The following is a 12353-nucleotide window of genomic DNA, read 5'->3' as shown; positions in this document are numbered from 1 at the left end:
GCGGCCTCAGATCGGAGCGAACACGAAGTCACCCGCCTCGTGCCCGGCAAAGCCGATGGGGGCGTACTGCGGCTGTTGCTGGATCTTCATGCGCCGGCCAAGGCGCGTGAACCGTGCCGCGACCGCGTTGTGGAGCTCTTGTGCGGCCACCGGGGCGTTCACCTGGTTGAGCACGTCGAGCAGGCTGCGAGCAAAGAGCGAGTGGTTGACGCTGCCGCCGTCGACCACCGGCTCCAGACCGCCTGACGTCATTGCGACCCGTGCGCGCTGGGTGCTCAGTTGCTTGAGCGGCGCTTGCCGCTGCTCCAGCGTGAGCGCTTGGTCGATGCTGGGCACGAGCGAACGCGTGAGCGTGCCGGAGTAGCACGAGTCGGCGATCACCAGAACGTGACGCGCGCTCATGGCCGAAAGCTGGTCGGTCACATCGATCACCGACACCCACTGCGAGATGTCCTTCTCGTCGCCATCGACTGGAATCCAGTAGCCGCGGGCGGTCACGGGGTCCATCTGGCCGTGGCCGGCGTAGAACACGACCACCTGGTCCTGCGGGCCGACCTGCTGTCGCAGCCGCCCGAGTGCCGCGATCAGCTGCTGGCGGTTCGCGTCTTCGATCAGCGTGGTCTGGAAGCCGAACCGCTCCTTCAACACCGCAGCGACGGCCTGGGCGTCGGCGCGTGGCGTTGCGAGCGGCGCCCAGCGCTGGTACTTCTGGTTGGCGACGACGAGCGCGTGGCGCTTGCCAGTCAGCAGGGGTGGTGCGAGCGCGGGTGAATCGGGCGTCTTGGCGATGCTCGTGGCCGCGGCGCGTTGCACCAGCGCCAGCTCGGCGTGCGCCTGGGCACCGGCCTGATCCTCGGCTTCGACGATCACGGTGGCTTTGGCCTCACCTACCGTGACCGGGATACTGAGCAGGCCCTGCGCGTCCGGTGTCTGGGCCTGCCCGTTCACCTTGAGTGTTTTCAGGCCGGCGGGCGCGGCGACGCGCACCACCACGTCGAGCGGACCGCCCGTGTGCTCGACGACGAGTTTTTCTTTCTGCGTCCGCGGCAAGGCCGAAGCGCCCACCGGCGACACGAAGTCGACGCGCAAGGCTTCGGTGCGCTGCAAGGCCAGGCCGGCCACGAGCCCGCCGGTGGCCTTTTGCACGAGGTCTCCTGCGCGTTGAAAGGCCTCGACCGATGCGCTGGCCTTGAGCCCGGTGGCGCCCACTGCAGCCGCGGTGGGCTGCAGCAACAGGCCAGCGAGGTTGATGAGCGCGCGGGCGTCTCCCTGGGCCGCGGCTTTCTCGTACCAGGATTGCGCCATCGAACGGTTGCCGCGCTGTTCGAAGAGTTCGCCGACGGTCGTCTGTGCCTCGGCGAGGCCCTCGTTGGCCATCGGCAGCCACATCTTCACGGCCGCATTGGTGTCTTGCGGCTCGACGTACTCACCCCCGGCGGCCCGGCATTGCGCGGGTGAGGTGCGCGTGGCGCGGCGCGGCGTCACCGTGGTGGCGAACGCGCCCATGCGACGCACCTGGCCGGGCAGCATGCAATGCACGAGGCCGTCGGCAGGCGCCTCGGCACCTTGCTCGTCGGCGGCGGACGCTGGCACGATCGACGCGAAGCTCGCGAGGCACGCCAAGCCGACGGTGGCCATGGTTTGCACCACGCCGCGGCGGGCGCGCGGTGTCGGGTGGTTGTTCATGAGAAGGAACTGCCGCCCGATCAACCGGCGCGGAACTGCACGCGGCGATTGACGGCGTTGTAGGGATTCGACTTGTCGAGCAGCCGGTGCGGCCCCTTGCCTTCGACGGTGAGCAGCTGCACGGGCAGCTTCTTGACGTTGACGAGGTAGGCGCGCACCGATTCGGCCCGGCGGTACGAGAGGTTCTCGTTGTAGCGGACATTGCCCTTGCCATCGGTATGGCCCTCGACCACCACCTTCACGGTGCCTTCGGTCAGGCGGATGCCCTCGGCAATGACGTCGAGTTGCTCGCGGGCCTGGGCCGACAACACGGCGGAGTCGAACTCGAAGTGAACGGGTACCGAGACGGCGCTCGCTTCGGAGACGTTGCGCGTGGGAGTCTGTTCGAGCGCGGCGAAGGGCGAGCGGCCATTCGTGCCACCCAGGCCGCGCTCCTTGATGGCTTCGCTTGCGCCGCGCGAGAGGATGTCGGCAATGTCTTGCGCGGACGGCTTCTGAACCTCGTCATAGACCATCACGGCCTGCGCGCGCGCGGCGTTCGAGACGAGCAGCGCGCACGCGGCGAGCGCCATGCACGCGAGCGCACGTGTGGCGCTGCGACTGTTCTTGGTATGCATCTTCACTCCCTGATCAGGGCGCGGATTCTCACACGCAGCATGTGCGTGATGAGACCCACGTCGGAGGGGGTTCGGTGGGTCGTGATGCAACAAGAAGAAACATCACGGCTCGCCCCCCGCAAAGGGGATGTTGCGAGCGGAGCGGCCTGCGGATGATGGCGGGCTTTGCCTTTCACAACCCCGCGCACGGAGAGGGACCGTGCTTCACCGTCACATGAAAAAAGCAACGATCACCCAACTGTCATCACTTGTCGCATTGCCTTGCCTGTTCGCCTTGTCGGACGTTGCGTCTGCCGCGATCGTCTGCAGCCCGACCGCCACCGTCTCGGGCAGCGAGATCGCCCTGCAGGGCAACTGCATGGACACCGACACCGGCATGGCGCTGACCTCGGGCACCGAGATCTGGAACCTCAACGACCACGGCGAGGTGTCGTCGATAGGCTCGCGCAGCATCGGCAGCGGCCCGCTGGTCGTGCCGGCCTTGCCGGGTGAGAACAGCTACTACATCTCGGCCGTCGACACGGGCTACGGTGGCTACGGCGGCCTGGTCGATCTCGGCACGGGGGGCAGTTACCCGAGCGTCACGGTGCGCAACTCATGCAGCATCGCGCCACCAGCGCCTGCGGCGGAGCCCGAACTCGCCGCCGCACGCCGCCGCGTCAATCCGCTTTCGCACAACTGCCGCCTGGAGGCAGTCTCGGCCCGCGCCACCCAACTGAGCGCGCCGCTCATGGCGGGTCAGACGCAGCGCATGCGACAGCAGTTGCAGGCGGTCGATCACCGATTGCGCCGCCTGCGCGCGCAGGCCGACATGCCCACGCTCGACGTGCAAGGTGTGCCCCTGCCCGCGCAAGCCAAGGGCGAGGCGCAGGAGCGGTCACGCGCGGGTGTCTACATCCTTGGCCTGGGCGACTATCTCCGTCAGGACCGCACGGCCGAGCGCGACGAGTTCGCGCTGCGCACGCAGGCGCTCACCGTGGGTGCCGACTACCGCGTCAGCGACGATTGGGTGATCGGAGCCACGTTGGGCACATCCCGCTCCAAGCTGAACTTCTCGGACCTGCAAAGCCGCCAGACCACGCGCGCCACGCAAGGTGCCGCCTATGCAGGCTGGAGCACCTCGACCGGCACGTACGCGAGCGCCACGTTCAGCATGGAGTCGAGCCGCTCCGACGTGTCGCGCGACGACGGCGCGGGCGATCTGTCGTACTCCGAGCCCAAGGGGCGAGCCACGGCGCTCAGCGTGTCGGCCGGCCACGACTTCGTGCTGGATGCCTGGTCGGTCGGCCCGTACCTGCGCCTCGATCAGATCGACACCCGCATCGAGGCCTTCGAAGAGAGCGGCGGCTCGTCGCCCCTGGCGGTGAGCGAGCAGCGCTTCCGCTCGCGCAGCGTCAACCTCGGTGCGCAGGCGCAGGTGGCCCTGCCGGTGTCCTGGGGTCTCGTGCTGCCCTACGCGCGACTCGAATACACCCGGCGCAGCGACAAGACCCGCGAAGGCGCCACCATCACGCTGCTGGCCGACAACACCACGATGCTGCTGCCTACTGGCTCCGAACTCGACACCGACTTCGGGCGCATCGCTGTCGGCCTGTCGACGCTCAACCAGCGTGGCATGAGCTTCTTCGCCGATTTCGAAAGTGCCTTCGGCCTCACGGGCTACAAGGCGCAGCGCGTGTCGCTCGGCATGCGGTTCGAGCTCTGAGGCGCGCAACGGCTCGCTGGCATGGCGCGGTTTCTTTTTGCCTGGGAGCTGGGCGCGAACCTCGGCCACGCGACGCGCCTGCGCCCGGTGGGCGAGGCGCTGCTCCAGCGTGGCCACGAGGTGGACGCCGCCGTGCGCGACCTGCCCGGAGCGCGTGCCCTGCTGAAGCCGCTCGCGCGCCGGATGTACCAGGCGCCGGTGGCGATCAGTGCGGTGCCCCGCACCGCGTGGACGATGGCCGATGTGCTGCTCAGTTGCGGCTACGGCAGCGCCGAGGGGCTGGGCGCGCTGGTCGACGGCTGGTTGTCGCTGCTGGAGGCCAGCGCCTGCGACGCCCTGGTCATTGACCACGCGCCCACTGCCATGCTGGCTGCGCGTGTGCGCGGGTTGCCGGTGGTGCATGTGGGCCATGGCTTCTCCGTGCCGCCAAAGGTCTCGCCTCTGCCGGTGTTCCGCGACTGGGTACCCAGTGCTCAAGACCATGCGGCGCGCGCCGACGCGCAGGCCCTCGCGCATGTGAATGCCGCGCTGGTGTCACGCGGGGCCGAGCCGTACGCGGCGTTGTGCGACATCTTTCACCCGCCATCGACACTGCTGTGCAGCTGGCCGGAGTTCGACCACTACGGTGGGCGAGGGCGAGACCCCGAAGAGTTTGTGGGCCCGGATTGCGAGGTGATGCCTGGCGCCCCGGCTGCATGGCCGGATGCGGGCGGGCCGCGTGTCTTTGCCTACCTGCGCGCCACGCACCCCGACACCCTGCCGCTGTTGCAGGCCCTGGCCGCGCTTGGCGTGCCCGCGCTGTGTTTCGTGCCCGATGCTCCCCCTGAGTTCGACGTGCTGAAGGCGTCGCCCACCCTCGTGCTGAGCAGGCAGGCCTTCGACATGCGCGGAGCGCTCGACCGCTGCGCGCTTCTGATCTCGCATGCAGGCCACGCCACCCTGGCCCAGGGCGTGCGCGCCGGGGTGGCGCAACTCGTGTTGCCGGTGCATGCCGAGCAGTTCCTGCTGGCTCGTCAGCTCGAACGCACCGGCGTTTGCGTGAACGCCGCCGTGCGCCCACAACCGGTGGGGTACCCCGCCTTGCTCGAGGCGATGCTGGCCGACGGCAATGCCTGGACGGCGAGCGCCCGCTCTCTGGCGTTGCGGCATGGCGGCTTCGACTCGACCCGCCTGACCCGCCTCATTGCCGACGCGGCAGAGTCGGTCGTTCGCACCCGCTGAGCCCGGCGCCCGGCGCACATCTGTCGGAGCCCTACGCCTTCTGGCGTATATGCCGGCGCCGCCCCGCTCCGTAATCTGCGTTCTGTCCACCCCAGGAGGGGACGTGTGAGACACAACCCAAGGAGCATCTGTTCATGACTTCCACCCGTCGCACTTTCGCGAAGGCCCTCAGCGCCGTGTCGCTTGGCGTGGCCGCAATTGGCCTGCCGGTTTTCGCCCAGGCCCAGACCATCAAGGTCGGCATCCTGCACTCGCTGTCCGGCACGATGGCCATCTCCGAGACCGTGCTCAAGGACGTGGCCTTGATGACGATCGACGAGATCAACGCCAAGGGCGGCGTGATGGGCAAGAAGCTCGAGCCCGTGGTCGTCGACCCGGCCTCGAACTGGCCGCTCTTCGCCGAGAAGGCCAAGCAACTCATCTCGCAAGACAAGGTCGCCGTGGTCTTCGGCTGCTGGACCAGCGTGAGCCGCAAGTCGGTGCTGCCGGTCTTCGAGCAAAACAACTCGCTGCTCTTCTACCCCGTGCAGTACGAAGGTGAAGAGCTCAGCAAGAACGTGTTCTACACGGGTGCCGCCCCCAACCAACAGGCGATCCCCGCCGTCGAGTACCTGATGAGCAAGGATGGCGGCTCGGCCAAGCGCTTCGTGCTGCTGGGCACCGACTACGTCTACCCGCGCACCACCAACAAGATCCTGCGCGCCTTCCTGCACAGCAAGGGCATCAAGGACGCCGACATCATGGAGGAGTACACCCCGTTCGGGCACTCCGACTACCAGAGCATCATTGCCAAGATCAAGAAGTTCTCGTCCGAAGGCAAGAAGACCGCCGTCGTATCCACCATCAACGGCGACTCCAACGTGCCCTTCTACAAGGAACTGGGCAACCAGGGCCTGAAGGCGACCGATGTGCCGGTGGTGGCCTTCTCGGTGGGTGAAGAAGAGTTGCGCGGCGTCGACACCAAGCCGCTGGTGGGCCACCTGGCCGCCTGGAACTACTTCATGTCCATCAAGAACCCGACCAACGATGCGTTCATCAAGGCATGGTCGGACTACGCCAAGGCCAGGAACATCCCTGGCCACAAGGACAAGCCGCTGACCAACGACCCGATGGAAGCCACCTACATCGGCATCCACATGTGGGCGCAGGCAGTCGAGAAGGCCAAGTCGACCGACACCGACAAGGTGATCGCGGCCATGGCGGGCCAGACCTTCAAGGCGCCGGGTGGCTTCACCTCCACGATGGACAAGGAGAACCATCACCTGCACAAGCCGGTGTTCATCGGCGAAGTGAAGGCCGATGGCCAGTTCAACGTGGTGTGGAAGACCAAGGGCCCGGTGGCTGCCGACCCGTGGAGCGACTACATCCCCGAGAACAAGGGCAAGAAGAACGTGCCCGAGAAGAAGTGACGGCCCGGCGCTCGATGCACGCATCGAGCGCGCCCCTGACGGGGCGCGGGCCGGCATAGCCGCGGAGGCCCTGCCCGCCCAGGCGGGGCCTCTTCATGTTTGACCCCGCGGAGGGCGGGGCACTCCTAAAAAGCCATGTCCCTGACATCCAGACTTTTCGCCTGTGCCTTGTTCGCGCTGCTGCTGATGGCCTTCGGTCACGCGCGCGCGCTCACCCCGCAGCAGGCCAAGGCCATCGCCGAGGGCGACAGCGACGAGCGCATCGCCGCATTGAACCAGGCCGCGGCCGATGGCGCGAGCGACCTCGCGCCTTTCGTGCAGGCCTTGCTCGACGGCGCGGTGAAGATCTCGGGTGACAAGGTCTACGTGGTGCGCGACGAGAAGGCGATCGACGCCGCCACCGGCGCGCCAGCCGACCTGCCCGAGAGTGCGGACGACGTGGTCAACAACAACCGCATGCGCGGGGCCTTGCAGGCCGCGCTCGCTGCGTTGCAACTGAACTCTCCCGACATCGACGCACGCCGAAGCGCCGTCGCGGAGCTCGCCAAGCAGTCGCTCGACGAATCGCAGTTGCCGCTGCTCGACAAGGCCGTGGCAACCGAGACCGACGCCTCGATCAAGCAGCAGCTTGGCCGCATGCGCGCGACCATCCTCGTGACCTCGCCCGACAAAGCCAAGCGGCTCGCCGCAGTGGACGCCCTCGCGTCGAGCGGCGAGCCCGCGGTGGCCAGCCTGCTGCAGGAGCGCCTGGCCGCCGATGGCGAGACCGACGTCGAAGTGCGCGGTGCGATCGTCAAGGCGCTGGACAGCATCCGCACCAAACTGGCCTGGGGCGAGTACGCCGGCGTGGTCTTCACCGGCATCAGCCTGGGCTCCATCCTGCTGCTGGCCGCGCTCGGCTTGGCCATCACCTACGGGTTGATGGGCGTCATCAACATGGCGCATGGCGAGCTGATCATGATCGGCGCCTACGCCACCTATGTGACGCAGGCGGCCTTTCGCAACTACCTGCCCGGCGCGTTCGATTACTACGTGCTCGCCGCGATCCCGCTGTCCTTCCTCGCTTCGGCCCTGGTCGGAGCTGCCATGGAGCGCAGCGTGATCCGCTGGCTCTACGGCCGGCCGCTGGAGACCCTGCTCGCCACCTGGGGCATCAGCCTCGTGCTGATGCAGGCGGTGCGCAGCCTCTTCGGTGCGCAGAACGTGCCGGTTGAGAACCCGGCGTGGCTGTCCGGCGGCTTCTCGGTGCTGGCGAACCTCACGCTGCCATTCAACCGCATCGCGATCATCGTCTTCGCGGTCCTGGTGCTGGGCGGGTTGGCCTTCCTGGTGGCAAAGACGCGCCTGGGCCTGTTCGTTCGTGGCGTCACGCAGAACCGCCGCATGGCCGCCTGCGTGGGGGTCAACACGGCCCGCGTCGACACCTACGCGTTCGCGCTCGGCTCGGGCATCGCGGGCTTGGCGGGCTGTGCCTTGTCGCAGGTGGGCAATGTGGGGCCCGATCTCGGCCAGAGCTACATCGTCGACAGCTTTCTTGTCGTCGTGCTGGGCGGCGTGGGCCAGTTGGCCGGCACGGTGTATGCGGCGCTGGGCCTGGGTGTGCTCAACAAGATTCTCGAAGGCTGGGCCGGTGCGGTGCTGGCCAAGATCATGGTGCTGGTGTTCATCGTCGTGTTCATCCAGAAACGTCCGCAAGGGATCTTTGCGATGAAAGGCCGGAGCGCTGAAGCATGAGTGCAGTCATTCCAAACGTATCAGCGATTCCCGCCGTGCCGTCGCCCACGCGACTGATGTCCCTCAAGAGCTGGGCCGGCGTGCTCGTCTCACTGCTCGTGGTGATGGTGGTCGCGCCGGTGCTCAACTTGGTGGTGCCGCCCGACAGCGTCTTCCACATGAGCGACTTCGCCGTGCTGCTGGTCGGCAAGATCATGTGCTACGCCATCTGCGCGCTGGCCATGGACCTGATCTGGGGCTACACCGGCATCCTCTCGCTTGGCCACGGGCTGTTCTTCGCGCTCGGCGGTTACGCGATGGGCATGTACCTCATGCGCCAGATCGGCCGAGACGGGCAATACCAGTCCGACATGCCCGACTTCATGGTGTTCCTGAACTGGAAGGAATTCCCGTGGCACTGGGCGGGCAGTGACAGCTTCCTGTTCCAGGCTGCCATGGTCGTGTTGGTGCCGGGCTTGCTGGCCTATGTGTTCGGCTACTTTGCATTTCGCTCACGCATCAAGGGCGTGTACTTCTCGATCATCACGCAGGCCATGACCTTCGCGGCCATGCTGCTCTTCTTTCGCAACGAGACGGGCTTCGGTGGCAACAACGGCTTCACCGACTTCAAGCGCATCCTCGGCGTCACGATCACCACGCCGCAGATGAAGATGTTCCTCTTCGTGCTGACGGGCGTCACGCTGATCGGCTTCTACGTCTTCGCGCGCTGGCTCATCGCCAGCAAGTTCGGCCGCGTGCTGCAGGCCATCCGCGACGCCGAAGGCCGCGTGATGTTCACCGGCTATGACCCGCTGCGCTACAAGCTCACCATCTGGGTCATCTCGGCGGTGATGTGCGGCGTGGCCGGCGCGCTCTACGTGCCCCAGGTGGGCATCATCAACCCGAGCGAGATGTCGCCTGCGGCCAGCATCGAGATGGCCATCTGGGCCGCGGTAGGTGGGCGCGCCACGCTTATCGGGCCGATCGTCGGTGCGTTCTTCGTCAACGGAGCCAAGAGCTGGTTCACGCAGGCCTTCCCTGAGTTCTGGCTCTACTTCCTGGGTGCGCTCTTCATCGCGGTGACGATTTTCCTGCCGCAGGGGATCATCGGCCTTTTCCGCAAGACCGCTGTGACCGATGGGCTGGCGGCCGAGGCTGAAAAGAAGAAGTACTTTACCGACCTTCTGGTTGACGGTCTGCTGGTTGCCGCGGCGCTGATCGTGCCCGGCGGAGGTGCTGCAGCAGAGTTGAGCCGGCGACGAGCGGCACGGGCAGCCAACGCGCGCGGAGGCAAGCCATGACCCCCGAGCTGATGCAGGCCGGCGCGCGCACGCGCCAGGCCCTCGAAGACAAGAAGAACATCGGCCCCGGCACGTCGGGCGGGCGCCAGCACAGCTACAGCCGCGTGGTGACACCGGGCGAGGTGGACGTGGCGCATGGCGCCATCCTGTACCTCGACGACATCACCGTGAGCTTCGACGGCTTCAAGGCGCTCAACGCACTGAGCCTCAACATCAGCGCGGGCGAACTGCGCTGCATCATCGGGCCCAACGGTGCCGGCAAGACCACGATGATGGACGTGATCACCGGCAAGACCCGGCCCGATGTGGGCAAGGCGTTCTTCGGGTCGACCATCGACCTGCTTCGCATGCGCGAGAACGAGATCGCCTCGATTGGCATCGGCCGCAAGTTCCAGAAGCCCACGGTGTTCGAGCAGTTGTCCGTGTTCGAGAACCTGGAGCTGGCGCTGAAGGGCGAGCGCGGCGTCAGCTCGTCGATGTTCTTCCGCCTGAATGGCGTGCAGGCCGACCGCATTGGCGAGGTGCTCACGCTCATCCACCTGAAAGACAGCGCGCAGCGCACCGCAGGCCTGCTCAGCCACGGGCAGAAGCAGTGGCTCGAGATCGGCATGCTGCTGATGCAGGACCCCAAGCTGCTGTTGCTCGACGAACCTGTGGCCGGCATGACCGACGAAGAGACCGAGCGCACCGCCGAGCTGTTTCTCTCACTCGAAGGCAACCACTCGCTGGTGGTGGTGGAGCACGACATGAAGTTCATCCACGAACTCACGCGGGACAACGCTGCGAAAAAGGTGACCGTGCTGCACGAGGGCAGCGTGCTGGCCGAGGGTTCGCTGGCCGATGTGCAATCAAACGAGAAGGTCGTCGAGGTTTATCTGGGGAGATAGGCGCATCCTCATCCGCTCAGGGTGAGTGGGCGCAGGCAGGTGAACAGAAAGAAGCAACATGCTCAAAGTCGAAGGCATCAACCAGTTCTACGGCGGCTCGCACATCCTGCGCAACCTCTCGTTCGAGGCGCGCATCGGCGAGGTGACGGTCATCCTCGGGCGCAATGGCGTGGGCAAGACGACCCTGCTCAAGAGCCTGATGGGGGTGGTGCCGGTGAAGACCGGGACGATCCAGCTCGATGGGTCAGACATCACCCGCGACACCTCGTACGACCGGGTGCGCAAGGGCGTGGGCTACGTGCCGCAGGGGCGCGAGATCTTCGGCCGCCTCACGGTGGAAGAAAACCTGCGCATGGGGCTGGCCTACAAGAAGGGCAGCACACCGATCCCGCCGGAGCTGTTCGAGTTGTTCCCCGTGCTCAAGCAGATGATCAGTCGCCGTGGCGGCGACCTCTCCGGTGGCCAGCAACAGCAGTTGGCGATTGCGCGGGCGCTGGCGGCTGGCCCGAAGCTGCTGATCCTGGACGAACCCACCGAAGGTATCCAGCCGAGCATCATCAAGGACATCGGCCGCGTGATCCGCATGCTGGCCGATCGGCGCACGATGGCCATCGTGCTGGTGGAGCAGTACTACGACTTCGCGGCCGAACTGGCCGACCAGTACATCGTGATGGAACGCGGCGAGATCGTGCAACGTGGCCACGGCGACAACATGGAAGCCGAAGGCGTGCGCGAGCGCATGTCGATCTGACCTGCACCACGTAGAACGGCCCCGCCGAAGCGAGGCCGTTGCACGAGCCTGAAACCGTTACGGCTGGTTCAGGATCTCGGTGCTCTCCTGGCCGCTGTCGGCAACGACAGACAGGATCTTCACGTCGCCGGGCAGCAGGCTGTTGGGCAGCGTCATCAGCAGCAGGTCGGCGTTGTTCTGCACATTCACCGGTGCAGTGAAGAGCGGCGTCTTGCTACCGGCCGCGGTCACGCGCAGAACGTACGCACCGGCGGTGAAGTCATTCGAATTCGAGCTACTCGCTGGCACTGCAGTGCCGTACGCAGCCGCCGCGAAGTTCGGCGCCACCGTGGTGATGTCGACGTTGGAGGCCGTGAGGTAGACGTCGACGTTGTTCGCATTGAATGAGCCGTTCACGACGCGGACACGGGCGTTGTTGGCCGTCAGTTCCTTGTCATACGGATCGTCGATGAGGAGGATGTTGGACGTGGTGGCCGTTTGCCCTGGCATCGCAACCACGGTGAACTTGTTGCCCCGCGTCGGGTTGAAGTTCACAGCGCCGACAGTGGTGGTGGTGCCGGTTGCGCGCACCGCGTATTCGGCAGGCGCGGTGTCCACATCGAAGTACTTCGATGCGTACTTGTACGAGGTGTTGCTCACGCTGCCGACGACGGTGCCGTTGCGCAGCAGATCGACGTTCGGGCCGGCGGGGATGGCGTGCACGAAGCGGACCTTGGGGTCCGCAATGTCGAGGCGGTCATCGAGGCTGTCGTCTCCGCCGCCACAGGCAGCGACGAGGGCGATGGGAGCGGCGGCCAGCAGGAGCTTCAAGTATGTTTTCATGGTCTGTCACCTTTGTAGAGCTGAGTTGTGGGCAATGTGTTCGAGTTCTTCTTGCTGGCCCCACCAAGAACACGTGAAGCAGTGCCTGCAAGTGGGAGCAAATTTAGGGTCGCGGCCGGCGCTTGAATGTCGGACGGTCAGGGTTCGGCATGTCGTCCGAGCCTGAGATGCTTGTCAGACAACGCCGCCATTCGCGGTTCGACCCAGGCATCGCGCAGACGTCGAGGGAACTTTCGTGCGT

10 protein-coding genes are annotated in these 12353 nt (G+C 66.2%); 7 read left to right on the top strand and 3 right to left on the bottom strand.

The window, feature by feature from the left end:
- Positions 1-6: 6 nt before the first annotated feature.
- Positions 7-1686 (bottom strand): caspase family protein, encoded by a 1680-nt coding sequence (locus AC1KAR_RS05070; RefSeq protein WP_480315107.1) that lies wholly within the window; start codon positions 1684-1686, stop codon positions 7-9.
- 20 nt (positions 1687-1706) lie between these two features.
- Positions 1707-2303, bottom strand: a complete 597-nt coding sequence (locus tag AC1KAR_RS05065) for an OmpA family protein (RefSeq protein WP_480315105.1) — start codon at positions 2301-2303, stop codon at positions 1707-1709.
- 214 nt (positions 2304-2517) lie between these two features.
- Here AC1KAR_RS05065 and AC1KAR_RS05060 point away from each other — a divergent pair, with 214 nt between their 5' ends.
- From AC1KAR_RS05060 to urtE, 7 genes are all read left to right on the top strand, one after another.
- Entirely contained in the window at positions 2518-4008 is a 1491-nt protein-coding gene (locus AC1KAR_RS05060) for an autotransporter outer membrane beta-barrel domain-containing protein (RefSeq protein WP_480315103.1), read from the top strand.
- Between the two features lie 21 nt (positions 4009-4029).
- A complete protein-coding gene (locus tag AC1KAR_RS05055) occupies positions 4030-5229 on the top strand; it encodes a glycosyltransferase (RefSeq protein WP_480315101.1) in 1200 nt (399 codons plus the stop codon).
- Between the two features lie 134 nt (positions 5230-5363).
- Complete coding sequence (urtA, locus tag AC1KAR_RS05050) at positions 5364-6638, top strand: urea ABC transporter substrate-binding protein (RefSeq protein WP_480315099.1); 1275 nt, start codon at positions 5364-5366, stop codon at positions 6636-6638.
- 135 nt (positions 6639-6773) lie between these two features.
- On the top strand, positions 6774-8372 hold the full coding sequence (gene urtB / locus AC1KAR_RS05045; protein ID WP_480315097.1) for an urea ABC transporter permease subunit UrtB: 1599 nt from the start codon (positions 6774-6776) through the stop codon (positions 8370-8372).
- On the top strand, positions 8369-9652 hold the full coding sequence (gene urtC, locus AC1KAR_RS05040; RefSeq protein WP_480315095.1) for an urea ABC transporter permease subunit UrtC: 1284 nt from the start codon (positions 8369-8371) through the stop codon (positions 9650-9652). The genes urtB and urtC overlap by 4 nt, the downstream gene beginning before the upstream one ends.
- Entirely contained in the window at positions 9649-10539 is an 891-nt protein-coding gene (urtD, locus tag AC1KAR_RS05035) for an urea ABC transporter ATP-binding protein UrtD (RefSeq protein WP_480315093.1), read from the top strand. The genes urtC and urtD overlap by 4 nt, the downstream gene beginning before the upstream one ends.
- A 58-nt stretch (positions 10540-10597) precedes the next feature.
- Positions 10598-11290, top strand: coding sequence for an urea ABC transporter ATP-binding subunit UrtE (gene urtE, locus AC1KAR_RS05030; RefSeq protein WP_480315091.1), 693 nt, complete (start codon positions 10598-10600; stop codon positions 11288-11290).
- 57 nt (positions 11291-11347) lie between these two features.
- Here urtE and AC1KAR_RS05025 read toward each other — a convergent pair whose 3' ends face one another.
- Positions 11348-12112: a DUF4397 domain-containing protein gene (locus AC1KAR_RS05025; protein ID WP_480315089.1), complete on the bottom strand. Its 765-nt coding sequence runs from the start codon at positions 12110-12112 to the stop codon at positions 11348-11350.
- Positions 12113-12353: the final 241 nt, after the last annotated feature.

This window comes from Piscinibacter sp. PDB1-1 (genome assembly GCF_056675995.1).
The sequence above is the reverse complement of the archived record's forward strand: the minus strand, read 5'-3'. Positions and strand labels throughout refer to the sequence as shown.

What these genes read in the sequence shown, in the direction of transcription:
- AC1KAR_RS05070 (WP_480315107.1), bottom strand. Translation starts at nt 1,686, where the DNA reads ATGAACAACCACCCGACACCGCGCGCCCGCCGCGGCGTGGTGCAAACC.
- AC1KAR_RS05065 (WP_480315105.1), bottom strand. Translation starts at nt 2,303, where the DNA reads ATGCATACCAAGAACAGTCGCAGCGCCACACGTGCGCTCGCGTGCATG.
- AC1KAR_RS05060 (WP_480315103.1), top strand. Translation starts at nt 2,518, where the DNA reads ATGAAAAAAGCAACGATCACCCAACTGTCATCACTTGTCGCATTGCCT.
- AC1KAR_RS05055 (WP_480315101.1), top strand. Translation starts at nt 4,030, where the DNA reads ATGGCGCGGTTTCTTTTTGCCTGGGAGCTGGGCGCGAACCTCGGCCAC.
- urtA (WP_480315099.1), top strand. Translation starts at nt 5,364, where the DNA reads ATGACTTCCACCCGTCGCACTTTCGCGAAGGCCCTCAGCGCCGTGTCG.
- urtB (WP_480315097.1), top strand. Translation starts at nt 6,774, where the DNA reads ATGTCCCTGACATCCAGACTTTTCGCCTGTGCCTTGTTCGCGCTGCTG.
- urtC (WP_480315095.1), top strand. Translation starts at nt 8,369, where the DNA reads ATGAGTGCAGTCATTCCAAACGTATCAGCGATTCCCGCCGTGCCGTCG.
- urtD (WP_480315093.1), top strand. Translation starts at nt 9,649, where the DNA reads ATGACCCCCGAGCTGATGCAGGCCGGCGCGCGCACGCGCCAGGCCCTC.
- urtE (WP_480315091.1), top strand. Translation starts at nt 10,598, where the DNA reads ATGCTCAAAGTCGAAGGCATCAACCAGTTCTACGGCGGCTCGCACATC.
- AC1KAR_RS05025 (WP_480315089.1), bottom strand. Translation starts at nt 12,112, where the DNA reads ATGAAAACATACTTGAAGCTCCTGCTGGCCGCCGCTCCCATCGCCCTC.